The sequence below is a fragment of the Pseudomonas vranovensis DSM 16006 genome (genome assembly GCF_000425805.1).
In the GTDB taxonomy this organism is placed as follows: Bacteria; Pseudomonadota; Gammaproteobacteria; order Pseudomonadales; family Pseudomonadaceae; genus Aquipseudomonas; species Aquipseudomonas vranovensis.
On record NZ_KE384456.1, the window covers coordinates 117,303 to 138,502 of the forward strand.

18 protein-coding genes and 1 riboswitch are annotated in these 21,200 nt (G+C 62.3%); of the genes, 14 read left to right on the forward strand and 4 right to left on the reverse strand.

Going from position 1 to position 21,200, the window contains the following annotated elements; genetic code table 11:
* Positions 1 to 6: 6 nt before the first annotated feature.
* Positions 7 to 339, reverse strand: a complete 333-nt coding sequence (locus H621_RS0123060) for a DMT family transporter (RefSeq protein WP_028945643.1) — start codon at positions 337 to 339, stop codon at positions 7 to 9.
* Between the two features lie 87 nt (positions 340 to 426).
* On the opposite strand from H621_RS0123060, the gene H621_RS0123065 reads away from it, so the two are divergent.
* Positions 427 to 1,317 (forward strand): LysR family transcriptional regulator, encoded by an 891-nt coding sequence (locus H621_RS0123065; RefSeq protein WP_028945644.1) that lies wholly within the window; start codon positions 427 to 429, stop codon positions 1,315 to 1,317.
* 14 nt (positions 1,318 to 1,331) lie between these two features.
* Positions 1,332 to 2,606: a lipid IV(A) 3-deoxy-D-manno-octulosonic acid transferase gene (waaA, locus tag H621_RS0123070; protein WP_028945645.1), complete on the forward strand. Its 1,275-nt coding sequence runs from the start codon at positions 1,332 to 1,334 to the stop codon at positions 2,604 to 2,606.
* Positions 2,607 to 2,666: 60 nt separating this feature from the next.
* Here waaA and H621_RS0123075 read toward each other — a convergent pair whose 3' ends face one another.
* Positions 2,667 to 4,100, reverse strand: a complete 1,434-nt coding sequence (locus tag H621_RS0123075; protein ID WP_028945646.1) for a TolC family outer membrane protein — start codon at positions 4,098 to 4,100, stop codon at positions 2,667 to 2,669.
* Positions 4,101 to 4,242: 142 nt separating this feature from the next.
* A riboswitch (TPP riboswitch) is annotated at positions 4,243 to 4,347 on the forward strand.
* Between the two features lie 158 nt (positions 4,348 to 4,505).
* On the opposite strand from H621_RS0123075, the gene thiC reads away from it, so the two are divergent.
* Together thiC and cytX are read left to right on the forward strand one after the other, a co-directional pair.
* Positions 4,506 to 6,395, forward strand: a complete 1,890-nt coding sequence (gene thiC, locus H621_RS0123080; protein ID WP_028945647.1) for a phosphomethylpyrimidine synthase ThiC — start codon at positions 4,506 to 4,508, stop codon at positions 6,393 to 6,395.
* 151 nt (positions 6,396 to 6,546) lie between these two features.
* Entirely contained in the window at positions 6,547 to 7,839 is a 1,293-nt protein-coding gene (gene cytX / locus H621_RS0123085) for a putative hydroxymethylpyrimidine transporter CytX (RefSeq protein ID WP_028945648.1), read from the forward strand.
* On the opposite strand, the gene H621_RS0123090 is transcribed toward cytX, so the two are convergent.
* Positions 7,808 to 8,554, reverse strand: coding sequence for an RsiV family protein (locus H621_RS0123090; protein WP_028945649.1), 747 nt, complete (start codon positions 8,552 to 8,554; stop codon positions 7,808 to 7,810). The genes cytX and H621_RS0123090 overlap by 32 nt on opposite strands.
* Positions 8,555 to 8,740: 186 nt before the next feature.
* Between H621_RS0123090 and H621_RS0123095 the strand changes: the two genes are divergently transcribed.
* From H621_RS0123095 to H621_RS0123135, 9 genes are all read left to right on the forward strand, one after another.
* Complete coding sequence (locus tag H621_RS0123095; RefSeq protein ID WP_028945650.1) at positions 8,741 to 9,358, forward strand: NUDIX domain-containing protein; 618 nt, start codon at positions 8,741 to 8,743, stop codon at positions 9,356 to 9,358.
* Complete coding sequence (locus H621_RS0123100; protein ID WP_028945651.1) at positions 9,349 to 9,801, forward strand: DUF1249 domain-containing protein; 453 nt, start codon at positions 9,349 to 9,351, stop codon at positions 9,799 to 9,801. The genes H621_RS0123095 and H621_RS0123100 overlap by 10 nt, the downstream gene beginning before the upstream one ends.
* 84 nt (positions 9,802 to 9,885) lie before the next feature.
* Positions 9,886 to 10,698, forward strand: a complete 813-nt coding sequence (gene cpdA, locus H621_RS0123105) for a 3',5'-cyclic-AMP phosphodiesterase (RefSeq protein WP_028945652.1) — start codon at positions 9,886 to 9,888, stop codon at positions 10,696 to 10,698.
* 102 nt (positions 10,699 to 10,800) lie between these two features.
* A complete protein-coding gene (locus H621_RS0123110; RefSeq protein WP_028945653.1) occupies positions 10,801 to 11,409 on the forward strand; it encodes a YqiA/YcfP family alpha/beta fold hydrolase in 609 nt (202 codons plus the stop codon).
* 36 nt (positions 11,410 to 11,445) lie between these two features.
* A complete protein-coding gene (parE, locus tag H621_RS0123115) occupies positions 11,446 to 13,350 on the forward strand; it encodes a DNA topoisomerase IV subunit B (protein ID WP_028945654.1) in 1,905 nt (634 codons plus the stop codon).
* Entirely contained in the window at positions 13,347 to 14,333 is a 987-nt protein-coding gene (locus tag H621_RS0123120) for an esterase-like activity of phytase family protein (protein WP_028945655.1), read from the forward strand. The genes parE and H621_RS0123120 overlap by 4 nt, the downstream gene beginning before the upstream one ends.
* On the forward strand, positions 14,330 to 14,848 hold the full coding sequence (locus H621_RS0123125) for a retropepsin-like aspartic protease family protein (protein WP_028945656.1): 519 nt from the start codon (positions 14,330 to 14,332) through the stop codon (positions 14,846 to 14,848). Before H621_RS0123120 ends, H621_RS0123125 begins: the two co-directional genes overlap by 4 nt.
* 10 nt (positions 14,849 to 14,858) lie before the next feature.
* Positions 14,859 to 17,117, forward strand: coding sequence for a DNA topoisomerase IV subunit A (gene parC / locus H621_RS0123130; RefSeq protein ID WP_028945657.1), 2,259 nt, complete (start codon positions 14,859 to 14,861; stop codon positions 17,115 to 17,117).
* Positions 17,118 to 17,293: 176 nt separating this feature from the next.
* Entirely contained in the window at positions 17,294 to 17,998 is a 705-nt protein-coding gene (locus H621_RS0123135) for a PqiC family protein (protein ID WP_028945658.1), read from the forward strand.
* Positions 17,999 to 18,217: 219 nt separating this feature from the next.
* Here H621_RS0123135 and H621_RS0123140 read toward each other — a convergent pair whose 3' ends face one another.
* On the reverse strand, positions 18,218 to 19,720 hold the full coding sequence (locus H621_RS0123140) for a HAMP domain-containing protein (RefSeq protein WP_028945659.1): 1,503 nt from the start codon (positions 19,718 to 19,720) through the stop codon (positions 18,218 to 18,220).
* A 134-nt stretch (positions 19,721 to 19,854) separates the two neighbouring features.
* Between H621_RS0123140 and serB the strand changes: the two genes are divergently transcribed.
* Complete coding sequence (serB, locus tag H621_RS0123145; protein ID WP_028945660.1) at positions 19,855 to 21,069, forward strand: phosphoserine phosphatase SerB; 1,215 nt, start codon at positions 19,855 to 19,857, stop codon at positions 21,067 to 21,069.
* Positions 21,070 to 21,200: the final 131 nt, after the last annotated feature.

Genomic DNA, 21,200 nt, shown 5'->3' on the forward strand with positions numbered 1-21,200 from the left:
AGCGGATCAATGGCCGGCGGTTTTCGAGAACACCTGGATCACCACCACGCCACCGACAATCATGGCCATGCCGAGCATCGCCGGGAGGTCCAGTTTTTGCCCGTAGATCACCAATGCCGCAATGCTGATCAACACGATACCCAACCCTGACCAGATGGCGTAGGCAATACCCACCGGAATGCTGCGCACCACCAGGGTCAGCATCCAGAACGCCACGGCATAGCCGCAGACCATCAGCAGCAAGGGCAAGGGGGTGCTCAGGCCCTTCACGGCCTTCATCGAGGCGGTGGCAATGACTTCGGCGCAGATGGCAATGGCCAGGTAGGTATAGGCATTCATGGGGGCGGTCCTCTGTTCTGGCTGGGCATTTTAGAGCAAGCCTGGATGGGGTAAAGTCATTACCTATCTTTTATGGAGATAGGTTGTATGGCCGAACAATGGAGTCTGGAGCAACTTCGCCTGTTTTTGAGGGTGGCCGAGCAGCGTTCGTTCTCCGCTGTCGCCCGCACCCAGCGCAAGGCCCAGTCAGCAGTGAGCAATGCCATTGCGCTACTTGAAGCTGACCTGGGCGTCACCTTGTTCGAGCGCAGCAGTGGTCGCCAGCCGCGGCTGACCGAGGCCGGCGCTGCCTTGCTGGAGGATGCCCGCGAGTTGTTGCGCCAATGCGAGCGGCTCGATGGCCGGGCGCTGGCGCTGATGCGGGGGCAGGAGGCGCAGTTGCGAGTGGCCCAGGACGAGGCCATGCCTTATCAGCCGGTGATCGACAGCCTGGATCAACTGGCGCAGCAGTTCCCCTCGCTGGAAGTGCAACTTGCCAGCGGTGCCCAGGGTGATGTGGCGCGCAAGCTGGTGGAGCGCCGCGCAGACCTGGGCTTGCTGTTCCACCATGAACACATGCCGCCTGCGCTTGAGCGCCGGACCCTGGGGCAGGTGGAAATGGTCACGGTCTGCGCTGTAAACCATCCCTTGGCCGAGTTGTCGCGGGTCAACCGCCAGCAACTGGCCCGGCACCGGCAATTGCTGATTACGCCTCAGGCTAGCGGTTATCCGGGAGGCGAACCCATTAGCCCGCAGATCTGGCGCGCAGACAGCTTCTATGCGATCGCTGAGTTGTTGATGCGTGGCCTGGGCTGGGCGTGGCTGCCCCGGCATGTGGTGCAGTACCCGACCTACCATGCGCAAATGGTCGAGTTGAGCAGCGAGTGGACGCCGCCGCCGCTGGTGGTCGAGCTGGTGTGGCGGCGCGACGAACCCCTCGGGCCAGCCGCGCAGTGGTTGGCCGAGCGCTTCGCAGTGCACTTGCGCGCCATTGGCTAGTACACTTTGGCGCCATGAACAGAACTCTTTATTCCTTGCTGTTTCACCTGGGCCTGCCGCTGGTTGCGCTGCGCCTGTTCCTGCGTTCACGCAAGGCGCCGGCTTATGCCCAGCGCGTCGGCGAGCGCTTTGCCGTGAACCTGCCAGCCATGGCCAAGGGCGGGATCTGGGTACATGCCGTGTCGGTGGGCGAGAGCATTGCCGCAGCGCCGATGATCCGCGCGCTGCTCAAGGCTTATCCACAACTGCCGATCACCATCACCTGCATGACCCCGACCGGCTCCGAGCGCGTGCGGGCGATGTTCGCCGACGAACCGCGGATTCAACATTGCTACCTGCCCTATGACTTACCCTGGGCGGCCGGGCGCTTCCTTGAACATATCCAGCCCCGGCTTGCAGTGATCATGGAGACCGAGCTCTGGCCCAACCATATCCATCAATGCGCCAAGCGCGGTATTCCGGTCGCCCTGGCCAATGCACGATTGTCCGAGCGTTCGGCCCGTGGCTATGCCCGCTTTGCCGGGCTGACCCGGCCGATGCTGGCCGAGATGAATTTCATTGCCGTGCAGACCGAGGCCGAGGCCGAGCGCTTCCGCCAACTGGGCGCACGTCCGCAATGCGTGCAGGTGACCGGTTCGATCAAGTTTGATTTGCGCATCGACGAGCAACTGCTGCCCCGGGCGCGCGACCTGCGCGCTCAGTGGCAGGCCAGCCAGCGCCCGGTGTGGATTGCTGCCAGCACCCATGAAGGCGAAGACGCAGTGATTCTCGCCGCACATCGCCAGTTGCTCGCGCAACATGCCGACGCCCTGTTGATCCTGGTGCCGCGGCACCCGGAGCGGTTCAACACGGTGTTCGAGTTGTGCTGTGCGCAGTTCCCGACCATCCGCCGTTCCAGTGCCGAGCCGGTGAGTGCAGAAACAGCGGTATTGCTGGGCGACACAATGGGTGAGCTGCTGTTCCTCTATGCGCTGGCCGATATCGCATTCGTCGGCGGTAGTCTGGTACCCAATGGCGGGCACAACCTGCTGGAGCCGGCGGCCTTGTCTTTGCCTGTGCTCAGTGGTCCGCACCTGTTCAACTTCCTGGAAATCGCGGCGATGTTGCGCGAGGCAGGGGCGTTGCAGGAGGTGGAGGATGCCCAGGGGTTGAAGGCACAGGTTCAGCGCTTGATCGAGTTGCCGCAGGATGCGCAGCGCATGGGTAAGGCGGGGCGGGCGGTGATGCAGGCCAACCAGGGCGCGCTGCAGCGTTTGCTGGAAGGTTTGGGGCGCTTGATGCAGCGCTGAATCACGCGGCAAGCCCGCTCCTACGGTTGCGGTAGGAGCGGGCCTGCCCCGCGATGCACGTCAAGGCCTGGCGTCGAAATTCGCCTTGGCCGCAGCCGCCAGATCAGGCGGCAGGAAGTCCTTGTCCGGGTTGTAGTCCGGCTTCAGGTACCGGGCCAGGTCTGTCAGATCCTGCGGGCTCAAGGTGCCCGCTGCCTGCTTCAGGCGCAGGTTGTCGAGAATGTAGTCGTAGCGGGTGTTGTTGTAGTCGCGCACCGAGGTGTACAGCTGGCGCTGGGCATCAAGCACGTCGACGATGTTGCGGGTACCGACCTGGTAGCCGATTTCCGTGGCTTCCAGCGCGCTCTGGTTGGAAATGATCGACTGCTTGCGCGCCTGTACTTGCTCGACGTCAGTGTTGACCGCACGGTGCAGGTTGCGGGTGTTTTCCACCACCTGGCGGCGCAGGCTTTCGCGCTGCTGTTCGCTCTGGTTCAAGCGCTGGTACGCCTCGCGCACCTGCGAGCTGATCAGGCCGCCGCTGTAGATCGGGATGTTCAATTGCAGGCCGATGCTGGTCTGCTCGACATCACCGCTGTAGTTCTGTCCGGTCAGGTTGGGGTTGGCAAAGCCCAGGCTATCGTTGTCGCCTTTCTGGTAGCGCGCTACCGCGTCTACCGTTGGCGCGTGACCGGCCTTGCGCTGGCGCAGGGTTTCTTCAGCTGCATCGACTGCGTAGTTGGTCGCCAGGAGGTTGAGGTTCTGCTTGCCGGCGGTTTCGACCCAGGCCTTGGCGTCGTTGGGGATCGGCACCTGCACCGGCAGGGTGTGGACGATGCCCTGTACCGAGTTGTAGTAGCGGTTTGTGAGGGTGATCAGCGCCTCGAAGGCGTCATCGACCTGGCGCTGGGCAACGATGCGGTTGGCCCGCGCGGTGTCGTAGCTGGCCTGGGATTGCAGTACGTCGGTCTTGTCGGAAAGGCCCACGTCGAAGCGTTCGTTGGACTGATCGAGCTGGCGCTTGAAGGCTGCTTCTTCGGCCTTGGTCGAGGCCAGCGTGTCCTGGGCGCGCAGCACCGCGAAGTAGTTTTCTGCGGTCTGCAGGATCAGGTTCTGCTCGGTTGCCGACAGCTCCAGTGCCGCCTGCTCGTTGACCGCTTCGGCCGCTTGCAATTGGAACCAGCGATCGGCTCGGAACACCGGCTGCGCCAATGTGGCCTGCCAGGAGTTGCCGCTGCGGTTGGCGGTGATCGAGGGCGTGTCGATCTTGGTGCGGGTGTTCATCATCTCGGCACCGGCCGAGAGATTCGGCAGCAGGCCGGCGCGGGCCTGGGGTACCACTTCCTTGCGGGCGCCATAGTCGGCGCGGGCTGCGGCGAGATCGGCGTTGTTGTTCACAGCCTCCTGGTAGACGCTCACCAGGTCGGTCTTTGCCGACAAGGGCACATCTGCTGCCCAGGCCATTCCGTTGGTAGCACAAGACACGGCAAGGGCCAGTGAAAGTTTGCGCAGCATAGGGCGATCCTTGAACAATTGAGTGTTTCTGAACCGGTGAGTGTAGATGCGCGGACACTTTGCAACAATCTGCCATTTGCGCCATTTATCGTGCCCGTGCTTGTACTGTTGGCTTTGCGGGTGAGTCCAGTCTAGACTGGACACGTTCTTGTCGGGGTGCCTTGCGTTGAGGCTGAGATCGGATAATCCGGATCCCGTTGAACCTGATCAGGTTAGCGCCTGCGTAGGGAACAAGATTTCTCGCTTTCCCGGCGAGTCTCTTGTGCCAGGTCCGGGAATGTCGAGTCAGCCGTTGCAGCTGCAGGCATCACCGCGCATTTGGCACAGCACCGTCCTTGGTGCGTCCGTGCCTTTCAGGTTCTCCCCCGACATTCCACTGCTAGGAAGCCGTCTGGAGAGCCTGTGATGAGTAAACAAGAAAAATACATTACCAATCTGAGTGAGTCGGCCCAGGTCGATCAACAGTCCGTACAGCCGTTCACCCGCTCGCGCAAAATCTATGTCGAAGGCTCGCGCCCGGACATCCGCGTGCCCATGCGTGAAATCAGCCTGGACGATACCCCCACCGACTTCGGTGGCGAGCCCAATGCCCCGGTGCTGGTCTACGACACTTCCGGCCCCTACACCGATCCTTCGGTCATCATCGATGTGCGCAAAGGCCTGGGCGATGTGCGCTCGGCCTGGATCGACGCCCGTGGTGACACCGAGCGCCTGCAAGGCCTGTCGTCGAACTTCGGTCAACAGCGCCTGGCCGATGCCGAGCTGACCAAGCTGCGCTTCGCCCATGTACGCAACCCGCGCCGGGCCAAGGCCGGCGCCAACGTCAGCCAGATGCACTACGCGCGCCAGGGCATCATTACCGCCGAGATGGAATACGTCGCCATCCGCGAGAACATGAAGCTGCAGGAAGCCCGCGCTGCTGGTCTGCTCAAGCAACAGCACGCCGGGCACAGCTTCGGTGCCAGCATCCCGAAAGAAATCACCGCCGAATTCGTCCGTGAGGAGATCGCCCGCGGTCGTGCGATCATCCCGGCAAACATCAACCACGTGGAGCTGGAGCCGATGATCATCGGCCGCAACTTCCTGGTGAAGATCAACGGCAACATCGGCAACAGCGCCCTGGGCTCGTCCATCGAAGAAGAAGTGGCCAAGCTCACCTGGGGTATCCGCTGGGGTTCGGACACAGTGATGGACTTGTCCACCGGCAAGCACATCCATGAAACCCGCGAGTGGATCATTCGCAACTCGCCGGTACCGATTGGCACCGTACCCATCTACCAGGCGCTGGAGAAGGTCAACGGCGTGGCCGAAGACCTGACCTGGGAGCTGTTCCGCGACACCCTGATCGAGCAGGCCGAGCAAGGCGTGGACTATTTCACCATTCACGCCGGCGTGCTGCTGCGCTATGTGCCGCTGACCGCCAAACGTGTCACCGGCATTGTCAGTCGTGGTGGTTCGATCATGGCCAAGTGGTGCCTGGCGCACCACAAAGAGAACTTCCTCTACACCCACTTCGACGAAATCTGCGAAATCATGAAGGCCTACGACGTCAGCTTCTCGCTGGGCGATGGCCTGCGTCCGGGTTCGATTGCCGACGCCAACGATGAAGCGCAGTTCGGTGAGCTGGAGACGCTCGGTGAGCTGACCAAGATCGCCTGGAAGCACGACGTGCAGTGCATGATCGAAGGCCCGGGCCACGTGCCGATGCAGCTGATCAAGGAGAACATGGACAAGCAGCTGGAGTGCTGCGACGAAGCGCCGTTCTACACCCTTGGCCCGCTGACCACCGACATCGCCCCGGGTTACGACCACATAACCTCCGGTATCGGTGCGGCGATGATCGGCTGGTTCGGTTGCGCCATGCTCTGTTACGTCACGCCCAAGGAGCACCTGGGCCTGCCGAACAAGGATGACGTCAAGACCGGCATCATCACCTACAAGATCGCTGCCCATGCCGCCGACCTTGCCAAGGGCCACCCGGGCGCGCAAATCCGCGACAACGCCTTGTCCAAGGCGCGCTTCGAGTTCCGTTGGGAAGACCAGTTCAACCTCGGCCTCGACCCGGATACCGCGCGGTCGTTCCATGACGAGACACTGCCCAAGGACTCGGCCAAGGTCGCCCACTTCTGTTCGATGTGCGGGCCGAAGTTCTGTTCGATGAAAATCACCCAGGAAGTGCGTGAGTACGCCGCCAACCAGCGCATTGAGACGGTGGATGTAGCGGTCGAGGATGGCATGCGCGAGCAGGCCGAGCGGTTCCGCCAGGAAGGCAGCCAGTTGTACAAGAAGGTCTGACCGGGCTGTTCAAGCGGTGTGCAGTGCACACCGCATCGCCGGCAAGGCCGGCTCCCACAAAAGCGTGCACGCCATGCCCTTGTGGGAGCCGGCCTTGCCGGCGAAAGGGCCCGAAAGAACAATAATTTTCTCCCTGTCGAGACAACTCTTTGTGAGCACACCCAGCCAATTCTCCCCGGATCACCCGGTCACCACCCAGCAGCGCGTCCTCAGCGGCCGCGATCTCTGTTCCCTCTGGTTCTCCCTCGGCATCGGCCTGATGGTCCTGCAGACTGGCGCCTTGCTCGGCCCCGGCCTTGGCCTGGCCAACGCTGTGCTGGCAATTATCATCGGTACGTCCGTGGGCGTTCTGCTGCTGGCGGCCGTCGGCGTCATCGGCAGCGACACGGGGCTCTCGTCCATGGCCGCGCTGCGTCGTAGCCTGGGTCGCGATGGCGCGCGCCTGCCGGCCCTGCTCAACCTGTTGCAACTGATCGGTTGGGGCTCATTCGAAATCATTGTCATGCGTGATGCCGCAAGCCTTTTGGGCGCACGCGCCTTCGGCGAAGACAGCGCGCTGACCAACCCGTTGCTGTGGACCCTGTGCTTCGGTGCTCTGGCAACCCTGCTGGCCGTCAGCGGGCCGTTGACCTTCGTACGCAAGATCTTGCGCAAGTGGGGCATCTGGCTGTTGCTGGGCGCTTGCCTGTGGCTGACCTGGAACCTGTTCGCCAAGGCGGATCTGGCCGCCTTGTGGGCGCGTGCCGGTGATGGCTCGATGTCGCTCGCCGTGGGTGTCGACATCGCCATCGCCATGCCGCTGTCGTGGCTGCCGCTGATTGCCGACTATTCACGCTTCAGCCGCCATGCCAGTCGTGTGTTCATCGGCACGGCACTGGGCTACTTCGTGGGCAACGTGTGGATGATGAGCCTGGGTGTGGCTTATACCTTGGCCTTTGCTCCGGCAGGGGAGGTCAATACCTTGCTCCTGGCGCTGGCTGGCGCCGGCCTGGGTATTCCGCTGCTGCTGATCCTGCTCGACGAATCGGAAAAGGCCTTTGCCGATATCCATTCGGCGGCGGTTTCCACCGGCCTGCTGATTCGCCTGAAGGTCGAACACCTGGCCTTGGCCATCGGCGTGCTGTGTACCCTGATCGCCTGCTTTGCACCCATGGCGCAGTACCAGAACTTCCTGCTGCTGATCGGCTCGGTGTTTGCCCCGCTGTTCGGCGTGGTGCTGGTCGATCATTTCATCGTGCGTCGCCGTCGCAGCGATGCCAGCCCGATCCATAGCCTGCATTGGCGTGCGCTGTTCGCATGGGGCTGCGGCGTTGCCACTTATCACCTGCTGGCACACTACGCCGCGGATGTCGGCTCGACCCTGCCGGCCTTGCTGCTGGCAGGGTGCGTGTACTGGATGGCGGCGCCGTCCGTCAGCCTCGACCGGGAAACAACGCCGGCTTGATGATGCCGTTCAGGCGCGGGTAGGGGATCTTGAGTTCGATGTGGCCCATGGAATAGGGGGCGATGGCATACACTTCGTACTTGAGCACCACCGCGCCGTACGTCAGGGCAATGTGCGGGGTCTGGCGGAAAGGCCAGGTCTTGACGAACTCGGCGTCCTTGTCCATGCCAGTGCTGATCAGCCAGCCCTTGTGGGCTTCCTCGGCAGTCTTCCAGAACGTCGCTTCCTGGCCCGGCACCAGCATGTCCTGCAGGGTCAGGACCTTGTCCTGCTGGCGCGAATAGTTGATGAAGCCGCGCCCGGGCATGCCATGGGCGCCGCCGGTGTCCAGGTAACTCGACAGCTCGATGATCACCAGTCCGTCATGCTGCTCGCGTACCTTGGCTTGCAGGTAGCTGCTGTGGCGGCTTTCGGCGCTGGCCATGAACGTGTCTTCATAAGCCTTGAGCGAAGTCGGAAGGGCATCGCGCTCGTTATCCTGGGTCATCTGGAGCAGACGTTTCTCGACGATCGCGTCCAGCTTGGGGTTGGCCGGGAAGTGAATGGTGTCGATATTGACCAGGGGGCAGTCAGCCGTATTGCAACCGGGCTTGATGTGCTCCCAACGATCGCGCTTGACCTCCAGTGGCGTGCGCATATTGGGCTGGAACAAGCTTTGACAGGCGCCCAGGGCCAGGGCCAGCACGGCCACGGTAGTCAGTTTCACAAGCGTCATGATGATCCTTGTAAGGCAAAGGTAATCGGGCTTGGACCGTCGGCATGGCCTTCAGTTCGCCACTAAGCTCAATACATCAGCAGGCTGCCTATCCTCGCAGCCAGGGCGCTATCTTTAAAGGGGTGAAACGCGACGGTGCGCAGGTTAGGATGGCGCGATGCAGTACACGAGGTTATGAGGATTCCCATGTCAGACACGCTGAACACTGTGCCCAAGGACGTCGAGATCGTCGAGCGGCTGAACTGCTTCAAGGGCTTCTACCAGCTCGATCGGGTGCGCCTGCGCCATGAGCTGTTCGCTGGGGGCATGGGCCGGGAGATCAGCCGTGAATTGTTCGTGCGCCATGATGCGGTGTGTGTGCTGCCCTACGATGCCCAGCGCGACGAAGTCGTGCTGATCGAGCAGTTTCGCGTCGGCGCCATGGGCAAGACGGCCAACCCCTGGTTGATCGAACTGGTCGCTGGTCTGATCGATAAAGATGAAGCGCCGGAAGAAGTTGCACACCGTGAAGCGCAGGAGGAAGCTGGGCTGAACATTCAGACGCTGTGGCCGATGACGCGGTATTTCCCGTCCCCCGGCGGCAGTGATGAATACGTGCACTTGTACCTGGGGCGTTGCGACAGCGCTGGGGCGGGCGGTCTGCACGGACTGGAAGAAGAGGGCGAAGATATTCGCGTGAAGGTCTGGGCGTTCGAGGATGCGCTGCAGGCAGTGCGCGATGGGCTGATCGCCAATGCGGCAACCATTATTGCCTTGCAGTGGCTGGCCTTGAACCGTGATGAAGTCAGGGGGCTATGGTCGTGAATCTGTTGCGCGAGCGCTACCGGGTCGATCTGGTCGGGTTGCAGGCAGCCTGCGAGGCCAACTATGCGCGTCTGATGCGCCTGTTGCCGGATATGCGCAGCGCCCAGAGCTCGCGTCGCATCGGCATGACCCAGGGCGACCAGATGCTCGGTGTGCTGGTCCTGGATGTGGTGCTCGCCTGCCCGTACACCACCACCCTGCGTGTGCGCCAGGAACACAGCCTGCCCTGGTTGCCGGTGCCGCAACTGGAAGTGCAGGTGTACCACGATGCGCGCATGGCCGAAGTGGTGAGCGCCGAGCATGCCCGGCGTTTTCGCAGCATTTATCCCTATCCGAATGCGGCGATGCACCAGCCCGATGAAAAAGCCCAGCTCAATCTGTTCCTCGGTGAATGGTTGAGCCATTGCCTTGCGTGCGGACATGAACTGGCTGTCGTTCGCTGAAATGTGATGCCGGTTGTTTTCGAGTATTTGCTCAAGCCCTGGCAAACGCCATAATCGCGCTGAATCCGCCCAAGGAGTCGGCCCTTGCCGCAACCATCTACCCCTCATGACCACGCGCCGGTGTACCTGGTGCAGCTGACCGACAGCCACCTGTTTGCCGACGCGGACCGTACATTGCTGGGCATGAACACCTGCGAAAGCCTGCAACGGGTCATCGAGCGCGTGCGCGACGAGCAGCCGCGTATCGACTTGCTACTGGCGACGGGCGACTTGTCGCAGGATGGCACGCAAGCATCCTATGCCCGTTTTCGCGACCTGACGTCGAGCCTCCAGGCGCCGTCCCGCTGGCTCGCCGGCAACCACGACGAACCGCTGCCCATGGAGCAGGCTGCACAGGGTTCGCAGGCGCTGGAGCCGGTGGTGGATATTGGCAACTGGCGTATCCTGATGCTCAACTCGGCCGTGCCAGGCGCCGTGCCAGGGGTACTGGATGAGCGCGAGTTGAAGTTGCTTGATCAAGCCTTGGCCGAGGCGCCCGGGCGCCATCACCTGATCTGTTTCCACCATCAGCCTGTGCCGATCGATTGTGCCTGGATGGCGCCGATCGGCTTGCGCAATGCAGACGCACTGTTTGCAGTGCTGGATCGTTATCCACAGGTGCGTGCCTTGTTGTGGGGGCATATCCACCAGGAGTGGGATCAGATGCGCAATGGGGTGCGGCTGTTGGCCTCTCCTTCCACCTGCATCCAGTTCGAGCCAGGCAGTGAGGACTTCAAGGTCGGCGAACAAGCGCCGGGCTATCGCTGGCTTCGCTTGCACCCTGATGGCGCCGTCGACACCGGCGTGTCGCGGGTGAGCGATTTCGAGTTCACCATCGACTACGAAGACGGCTATTAAATGTTGCTGAATGGCTGAAACCGCTCAATCCATGGTCGAACAGGCTAAAATGCGCGTTTTTCAGCCTGGCATGCCAGGTCAGACAGGTGCATCGGGGGCGGTATGTCGGGATCGATTCTCTATATTCACGGGTTCAACAGTGCGCCCTCGTCAAAGAAGGCCTGTCAGCTGGTCGAGGTGATGCAGCAAGTCGGCCTGGCCGGGCAGCTGCGGGTGCCGGCCTTGCATCACCACCCTCGCCAGGCCATTGCCCAGCTCGAGGCCGACATCGCTGAGCTCGAATCGCCATTACTGGTCGGCAGCTCGCTCGGCGGCTACTATGCCACCCACCTGGCCGAGCGCCACGGGCTCAAGGCGCTGCTGATCAACCCCGCAGTCAACCCGCACCACCTGTTCGACGGGTACCTGGGAACCCAGACCAATCATTACACCGGTGAAACCTGGGAGCTGACCCACGACCACGTGCAGGCCCTGGCCGAACTTGAGGTCGCCGCGCCCACCGATGGCGCGCGCTATCAAGTCTGGCTGCAAACTGCCGATGAGACCCTGGACTATCGCCGGGCCGAGCAGTTCTACCGCGCCTGCGCCCTGCGTATCCAGGCCGGCGGCGATCACAGTTTCCAGGGGTTTGCCGAGCGCCTGCCGGCCTTGCTGAGCTTTGCCGGCATCGACCCGCTGCAGTACCAATCGCTCGATTTTTCTGTATTTTGATGACTTATTTTCACCCACGACTGACGACGAGAACCCATGGCCATTCCCAGCGCTAGTGCCTATAACGCAGACGCCATCGAAGTCCTCTCGGGCCTTGACCCGGTGCGCAAGCGCCCGGGCATGTACACCGACACCAGCCGGCCAAACCATCTGGCCCAGGAAGTCATCGACAACAGTGTCGACGAAGCCCTGGCAGGTCACGCCAAATCGGTGCAGGTGATCCTTCACGCCGACCATTCGCTGGAAGTGTCCGACGACGGGCGCGGCATGCCGGTAGACATTCACCCTGAAGAGGGGGTGTCGGGGGTCGAGCTGATCCTCACCAAGCTGCATGCCGGCGGTAAGTTTTCCAACAAGAACTACCAGTTCTCCGGCGGTCTGCACGGGGTGGGTATTTCTGTGGTCAACGCCTTGTCCAGCCAAGTGCGGGTCAAGGTCAAGCGTGATGGCAACGAATACCAGATGACCTTCGCCGATGGCTACAAGGCCAGCGAGCTGGAAGTGGTCGGCACGGTCGGCAAGCGCAACACCGGTACCAGCGTGTACTTTGCGCCGGACCCCAAGTACTTCGATTCCGCCAAATTCTCCATCAGCCGCCTCAAGCATGTACTCAAGGCCAAGGCGGTCCTGTGCCCGGGGCTGCTGGTCAGCTTTGAAGACAAGGGCAGCGGCGAGAAGGTCGAATGGCACTACGAGGACGGCCTGCGTTCCTACCTGGTCGACTCGGTCAACGAGTTCCTGCGCCTGCCCGATGAACCGTTCTGTGGCAGCCTGGCCGGTAACAAGGAAGCCGTCGACTGGGCCCTGCTGTGGTTGCCGGAAGGCGGCGACAGCGTCCAGGAAAGCTACGTCAACCTGATCCCCACCGCCCAGGGCGGCACCCATGTCAACGGCCTGCGCCAGGGCCTGCTCGATGCCATGCGCGAATTCTGCGAGTTCCGCAACCTGTTGCCGCGTGGGGTCAAGCTGGCCCCGGAGGACGTCTGGGAGCGCATCACCTTCGTGCTCTCGATGAAAATGCAGGAGCCGCAGTTCTCTGGCCAGACCAAGGAGCGCCTGTCGTCCCGCGAGGCGGCCGCGTTTGTTTCCGGCGTGGTCAAGGATGCCTTCAGCCTGTGGCTCAACGCCCATCCAGAGTTGGGCATGCAACTGGCCGAGCTGGCCATCAACAACGCCGGACGCCGTCTCAAGGCCAGCAAGAAGGTCGAGCGCAAGCGTGTCACCCAAGGGCCGGCACTGCCGGGCAAGCTGGCGGACTGCGCCGGCCAGGACCCGATGCGCGCCGAACTGTTCCTGGTCGAGGGTGACTCGGCAGGTGGCTCGGCCAAGCAGGCGCGTGACAAGGAATTCCAGGCGATCCTGCCGCTGCGCGGCAAGATCCTCAATACCTGGGAAGTCGACGGTGGCGAGGTCCTGGCCAGTCAGGAAGTACACAATATTGCCGTGGCCATTGGTGTCGACCCGGGTGCGGCCGACATGAGCCAACTGCGCTACGGCAAGATCTGCATCCTCGCCGACGCCGACTCCGACGGCCTGCACATCGCCACGCTGCTGTGTGCGTTGTTCGTCCAGCATTTCCGTCCGCTGGTCGAAGCCGGCCACGTCTATGTGGCCATGCCGCCGCTGTACCGGATCGACCTGGGCAAGGAGATCTACTACGCCCTGGACGAGGCCGAGCGCGATGGCATTCTGGATCGCCTGGTCGCCGAGAAAAAGCGCGGCAAGCCACAGGTCACCCGCTTCAAGGGGCTGGGTGAAATGAACCCGCCGCAGCTGCGTGAAACCACCATGGACCCGAACACCCGTCGCCTGGTGCAACTGACACTGGATGACCTGGACGGCACCCGCGAGATCATGGACATGCTGCTGGCCAAGAAGCGTGCCGGCGATCGCAAGACGTGGCTGGAGTCCAAAGGCAACCTGGCCGAGGTACTGGCTTGATTCGTCTGCTACTGGCAGCGGCACTTGGTGTGTTTGCCCTGTCATTGCAGGCGGCGCCCTGGCCTGAGCTCAAGCTGGTGAGCGAACATCCGGTCGAGGGCATGCGTGGCGGCAACCTCTCGGGCCTGGCCCTGTGCAAGGGCGAACTGTGGGCGGTATCCGACCGCGACGACGACCTCTTGTACCGGATGGATACCCAGGCCACGGTGTGGCAGGCCGTGTCGATACCGCTGGCTGCTCCCCCGGTGCCGGAAAGCGGCTTGCCCTGGGGTTTGCGCTCACGCACGTGGGCCGCTGGCAAGGTGCGTGGTGGCGACCTGGATTTCGAGGCCATCACCTGTGATGCCGCCGGCAATCGCTATGTGGTCAGTGAAGCCCACGCCGCCGTGTTGCAAGTGCCAGTCGACGGTGAGCCGAACTGGTTGAAGATCGATCCGAGCATGGTTCGTCAGGCCCGGGCCAGCGGCATGCTGCTGCATTTCAATGCCTTGTTCGAAGGCCTGGCGGTAAACCCGGCTGGTGATCGCCTGTGGTTGGCGGCAGAGCGCGAACGTCGCGGCTTGCTGTTGATCAATCGCCAGCAAACGGTGTGGAGCTGCGCCGGCGGCTGTGTGTTGCTGAGCGAGGCGGGGGTCGAGATGCAACCCCTGCAGATGCCCGAGGCGCGTGCGCTGCCGAGGGACTTTGCCGACCTCGCCCTGTTCAACAACAAACTTTTCACCCTGGAACGCAATGCCCACCGGATATGCCGTCGTGATGCAGGCAGCGCGAAAATCGAGCGTTGCTGGTCGTTCGCCGCCGATGCGCTGGCCGAGACGCGGCTGTACACCCAGCCGTTCGGCTTGGCCGAAGCCCTGGTGATCGATGCCAAAGGCGCCTGGGTCGGTGTGGACAACAACGGTGCAACGCGTAACGACGGTGAGTCGCGGCCGGTGGTCTGGCGATTTGCTGCCCCTGAAGGCGGCTGGAGCGCCAAGCCGTGAGCCAGCCACCGGGAAAGCGTGCTGGCAGGGTGTTGCTGGTGTTGGCCTGGTCGGCTGGCTTGTTCCTGGCTACACGCTATTTCGGCGATTGGGAGCAGCGTCAGGCCAACCCCAATACCCAGATCAGTTCGCAGCACGGTGAAGGTTTTATCGAAGTGCAGTTGGCGGGCAACGGCCAGGGGCACTTCGTCGCCGATGGCCAGATCAATGGCCAGGCGGTACATTTTCTGCTCGATACCGGTGCCACCGATGTGGCGATTCCCGAAAGGCTGGCTGGCAAGCTTGATCTCGAGCGTGGTGCTCCTGTGACGCTCAGTACCGCCAATGGACGCACCCAGGGCTATCGCACGCGCCTGGACACGCTGCAACTGGGCGATATCCAGTTGCGCGATCTGCGTGCCCTGGTGGTGCCGGGACTGGAGGGCGACCAGGTCTTGCTGGGCATGAGTGCCCTGAAACAACTCGAATTTACCCAGCGTGGTGGCACCTTGCTGCTGCGCCAGAACCTGAAATGATGAGGCCCGCATGAGCGACTCCCTTGATCTCAGCCTCGATGGCGTAGAGCGCCGGTCACTGGCTGACTTCACCGAACAGGCCTACCTCAACTACTCCATGTACGTGATCATGGACCGCGCCTTGCCGCATATCGGCGACGGCTTGAAGCCGGTGCAGCGACGCATCGTCTATGCCATGAGCGAGCTGGGCCTGGACGCCGACTCCAAGCACAAGAAGTCGGCGCGTACCGTCGGTGACGTGCTCGGCAAATTCCACCCCCACGGGGACTCGGCCTGCTACGAAGCCATGGTGTTGATGGCGCAGCCCTTCAGCTATCGCTACACCCTGGTCGACGGCCAGGGCAACTGGGGTGCTCCGGACGATCCGAAGTCCTTCGCTGCCATGCGTTACACCGAGGCCCGGCTGTCGCGCTACTCCGAAGTGCTGCTCAGCGAACTGGGCCAGGGTACTGCCGACTGGGTGCCCAACTTCGACGGTACCCTGGACGAACCGGCGGTACTGCCGGCACGCCTGCCGAACATCCTGCTCAATGGCACCACCGGTATTGCCGTGGGCATGGCCACCGACGTGCCACCCCACAACCTGCGTGAAGTTGCCAGCGCCTGCGTGCGCTTGCTGGATGAGCCCAAGGCCACAGTCGAGCAATTGTGCGAGCACATTCAGGGGCCGGACTACCCGACCGAAGCCGAGATCATCACGCCGCGCTCGGAGTTGCTGAAAATCTACGAAAGCGGCCGTGGCTCGGTGCGCATGCGTGCGGTCTACCGCATCGAAGACGGGGACATCGTTGTCACCGCATTGCCACACCAGGTCTCCGGGGCCAAGGTACTGGAGCAGATCGCTGCCCAGATGCAGGCCAAGAAACTGCCGATGGTCGCTGACCTGCGCGATGAGTCAGACCACGAGAACCCTTGCCGGATCGTGATCATTGCCCGTTCCAATCGGGTCGACCTCGACGAGCTGATGCAGCACCTGTTCGCCACCACTGACCTGGAGTCCAGTTACCGGGTCAACGTCAATATCATCGGCCTGGATGGTCGCCCGCAGCTGAAAAACCTGCGCGCGTTGCTGGTCGAGTGGCTGGAATTCCGTGTGCAGACGGTGCGCCGCCGACTGAAGTTCCGCCTGGACAAGGTCGAGCGCCGCCTGCATCTGCTCGAAGGCTTGCTGGTTGCCTTCCTCAACCTGGATGAAGTGATCCATATCATCCGCACCGAAGAGCAGCCAAAGGCCGCGCTTATTGCCCGCTTCGACCTGACCGAAACCCAGGCCGAATACATCCTCGAAACCCGCCTGCGCCAGTTGGCGCGGCTGGAAGAGATGAAGATCCGCAACGAACAGGATGAGCTCGCCAAGGAGCAAGCCAAGCTGACTGCCCTGCTGGGTAGCGAAAGCAAGCTGCGCAAGCTGGTACGTGCCGAGCTGATCAAGGACGCCGAAACCTACGGCGATGACCGTCGCTCGCCAATTGTCGAGCGCGCTGAAGCCAAGGCGCTGTCGGAAAACGAGCTGATGCCCACCGAACCTGTCACCGTCGTTCTGTCGGAAAAGGGTTGGGTGCGCTGCGCCAAGGGGCATGACATTGATGCCACGGGCCTGTCGTACAAGGCTGGTGATGGTTTCAAGACTGCTGCGGCCGGGCGTTCCAACCAGTTTGCCGTGTTTATCGACTCCACAGGTCGCAGTTATTCGGTTGCCGCCCATACCTTGCCGTCGGCCCGTGGCCAGGGCGAACCTTTGACCGGCCGTCTGACGCCACCACCAGGTGCCGGCTTCGAGTGCGTGCTGCTGCCTGAAGACGATGCCTTGTATGTCATTGCCTCCGATGCTGGCTACGGCTTCGTGGTCAAGGGCGAAGACTTGCAGGCCAAGAACAAGGCCGGCAAGGCCCTGCTCAGTTTGCCAAACGGGGCCAAGGTCATTGCCCCGCGTGCGGTGGCCGACCGAGAGCAGAACTGGCTTGCCGCGGTGACCACCGAAGGTCGCCTGCTGATTTTCAAAATCAGCGATCTGCCACAGCTTGGTAAAGGAAAGGGCAATAAAATCATTGGTATTCCCGGTGACCGGGTAGCCAGCCGTGAGGAATATGTCACTGATTTGGCGGTGATTCCCGACGGTGCGACGCTTGTGTTGCAGGCTGGTAAGCGTACCCTGTCGTTGAAGGCTGATGACCTGGAGCACTACAAGGGCGAACGCGGTCGTCGAGGCAACAAACTGCCGCGAGGCTTCCAGCGGGTAGACGCTTTGTTGGTCGAGAACGTCGGATAAGCCGATCTAGAGACCCCGAATGGGTATTTTCGCGCCCGTTCGGGGTTGAAACACTGGAGTCGAACCGCTATTTCGCGGATGATAGGCCCCTTGCGGCATCAGCGTGGCTGTGTGCCCGGACGAATCTATATGAGTATCACTGCGGTTTGCCTTGTGGCGGCCGCCTGGATGGGATGATGAAATTTCTGCGCCTTCCGTTTGTTCTGCTGGTCGGTGTACTCGGACTGACTGGTTGCAGCATGCACCAGCCGGTATCCCTGTATCAGCTCGACAGTGGCGAGCCTGCCCAGCCCAAGCAAAGTGCGGGCATGGCTGTCGTGCTCGGCCCGGTGTCGGTTGCCGATTACCTGCAGCGCGAAACCCTGCTCCAGCGTCAAGCCGATGGTAGCCTGACCGCGGCGACCGATGGCCGTTGGGCTGGCAGCCTGTCGGCAGACATCGATCAGTTGCTGGTACGTCAGTTGGCCTGGCGCCTGGACAGCCAGCGCGTCGTGCTGGCGCCGGGCAACACGGGCTTCACACCGGATGTACAGGTCCTGCTGTCGATCACTCGCCTGGACTCCGGCGTCAACCAGCCTGCGGTGCTTGACGCCCAGTGGCGCCTGCTTGATCGCCGTGGACAGGTCCGTGACAATCGCATTGTCCACCTGGAGCAACAGCACGAGGGCAGCGCGGCAGCGCAGGTGCAGGCCCAGGGCCAGTTGCTGCAGAAGCTGGCCGAACAACTGAGCGTTGCGCTCAAGCCGCTGGCCAACCAGCCGCCGATCGCTGAAGAGCAACCGAAGAAGGCCGCGCCGGTGCAAGTGCGCAAAGAACCGGAGAAGCCAAAGATTCCATTGGCTACGCCGATTCGCACCGATATGGAAGTGTTCCGCTTCTAGGTGAACAGATACAAGAAAGCCCGCAGCGATGCGGGCTTTTTTATTGGGCCTTGTGGGAACAGGTGAAAGCCGTCCACGTCCACTGTGCGCCCGATAACAGGCTGTACCAGCAGCTACAGAACCAGATGCAACAGGTAGCCGCTGCCGAGGTACGAGGCTGCGATCGACTGCGCAGCAGTCGCCATGCAGTCACTCAAGCAGACTTGCCCGCGCTGGGGATCAGCTCTTGACCCGACGCTCGTGCATCCGCGCCAGTTGACGTTCCAGCATCGACGGGTAGGGCTCCATCAGGCGTTCCACGCAGCAGGCACCCTCGGGGCTTGCGATAGGACGGATACGGGCACGTTGGCGGATCAGGGCGTCGTCGCTGATCTTGCGCTCCACCAGCAGCAGGTTGCGGCTGTGTTGCGACAACGCCAGGGCATCTTGGGCCTTTTCGGTCAGCAGCAGGTCGATCTGGCTCATGCCGTCCAGGCCTTCACCCAGTGCCAGGCCCAGCTGCAGTTGCAAGGTGATGCCACTGTCGGCCACCTCGATCTGCAGGGCGTGGCCCAGCGCGCGCAGCAGTTCGCCGCAGCAGATGGCATTGGTGAGGTAATCCTCGCCGCTGTCCTGCTTGTGGAACAGCATCAGGGTGCTGCCGTCGTTGAGGGTATGTACTTCGCTTTCGTACAGTGATGCGGCCTGGTCGAGGCAATCGCGATAGCGCTCCAGCAGCTCGGTCAGGCGCGCCCGGGGCAGGCGGCGCAGTTGTTCCTGGGAGCCCAGTTGTACCGCCAGCACAGCGCTGGCCTGAGGCTCACGCTTGACAGGCGGAGCAGCAGGTTGCGGGGCATCGTCGTGTTCTTCGTCGAGCAGGTCGGCAAACGCGTCGTCGTTTTCATCGTCCTCCGCTACCGGCTTGTTCACCTTGTTCACCGCAGGCGCTTCGTCGAAGCTTGGGTCGCGCAGATTGCGAACCTTGAATTCAGGCTCATCGTCGTCGAGGTGGTCTTCTTCGACGTCATCTTCCGGTTCGATTTCCCGTGGTGGAGGTGCCAGGCGTGCGTGCAGCTGGCGCGCCAGGTCGCCGATTTCGTCCTGGCGCTCGATCGCCGGGGTGAATTCATTGATGTCGCGCAGCCAGACCCGCAGTTGCAGCAAGGGCGTGGAGATGAAGCGTCCCAGGCGCAGGCTCATGGCCAGGGCCAGGGCCAGCAGAATACCGGCAAGGATGCCCATGCTCTGCAGGCTGATGGTCAGCGGTTGCTGGAACTGGCTCATGTCCAGGCTGATGCGCAGTTGGCCTGCGGTCACATCCTGAAAGGTAATCTTGGTCTGGTACAGGCCTTCGGCCTCGCCCAGCAGGCCGTTTTTCGGGCGCTGGCCGGCTTCGGCAAGGATCCGGTTGTCGACGCTATAGATGGCCGCATGGGCGACCAGCGGGTTTTTCACCAGATTGCCCAGCAGCACATTGAGGCTGAGGATGTCGTTGGACACCAGCAGCTCTGTCGCCGAGGTTGCGGTCTGCGTGGTCAGGCTCTGCCCCAGGGCGTCGGCCTGTTCATGCATGGCCTGCTTGAACTGCAAGCCCATCACGCAGGCATAGATCACCAGGGCCAGTGCTACCAGGAACACGTTATGGCAGGCGATCCGCAGCGCAAGCGGCACACGGCGTTGGCGCAGCGCATGAAAAATCAGCAGGAAGAAGTTGTCGGTCTTAACGGGCGTGGGCCGGTTCACAGAGCGCGGCTCTTTATGTCGGAGAAGTTGCTGCGCAGTATAGCGAGCGCTCAAGGGGCGGCAAAGTATCGGCTGCGCCCGATGGTCTGTGAAAATCGGTAGAATGCGCTTTTTTCTACGAGTCGGAGCCCGTCTTGCGCGAAATCGTTCTGATTAACATCACCGGTGAGGACCGCCCTGGTCTCACTGCGGCCATCACCGGCGTTCTGGCCCAGGGTGGTGTGAACATCCTCGACATCGGTCAGGCGGTGATTCATGACACCCTGTCTTTTGGCATCCTGGTGGAAATCCCGGATACCGAGAAGGCCTCCTCGGTGTTGAAAAACATCCTGTTCGCGGGCTACGAACTCGATCAGCAGGTCCGTTTCACGCCAGTTTCCGAAGCGGATTACCAGAGCTGGGTCGAAGGTCAGGGCAAAGCCCGTCACATCGTCACCCTGTTGACTCGCAAGGTGACTGCCGAGCAGTTGCAGCGTGTCAGCTCGATCACCGCCAAGTACGGCTTGAACATCGACCACATCGACCGACTGTCGGGGCGTGTGGCGCTGGACACGCCGGTTGACCAGGGCAAGGGTTGCATCGAGTTCTCGGTGCGTGGGGAGCCTGCCGACCCGCAAGCGCTGCGTGCCGAGTTCCTGAGCGTGGCCCAGGAACTGAACGTCGATATCGCCTTCCAGCAGGATTCGCTGTTCCGTCGCAACCGTCGCCTGGCGGTGTTCGACATGGACTCGACGCTGATCGAGGCCGAGGTGATTGACGAGCTGGCCAAGGCTGCCGGCGTTGGAGAGCAGGTTTCGGAAATCACCGAGCGGGCCATGCGTGGCGAGCTGGATTTCCGTGCCAGCTTCAAGGAGCGCCTGGCCTTGCTCAAGGGGCTGGATGTCGGAGTGCTGGACGAGATCGGTGCGTCGCTGCGCCTGACCGAAGGCGCCGAGACCCTGTTCGCCGAACTCAAACGTCTGGGCTACAAGACGGCAATTCTGTCCGGTGGCTTCACCTACTTCGCCAAGCAACTGCAGGCCAAGCTAGGCATCGACTATGTCTTTGCCAACGAGTTGGAGGTGGTTGACGGCAAGGTGACCGGTGTTGCGGTCGAGCCGATTGTCGACGCCCAGCGCAAGGCCGACCTGCTTGGAGAGCTGGCGCGCAAGGAAGGCTTGCAGATGGAGCAGACCATCGCCGTAGGTGATGGCGCCAACGACCTGCCGATGCTGGCCATTGCCGGCCTGGGCGTAGCGTTCCGTGCCAAGCCGCTGGTCAAGCAGTCGGCCAAGCAGGCGATTTCGACCCTGGGGCTGGACGGTGTGCTATACCTGTTGGGCTTCCGGGATCGTGACGGTCGCGTCTGACCGCTGGGGCTGACTTGCCAGCGATGCGGCCAATGCAGTTGAGTGTGGGCCGGTTTACGGCCGCTACGCGGCCGATCGCGGGCAAGCCCGCTCCCACAGCGCCTATGCAAGACAGTGTTTCCAACAGTGCG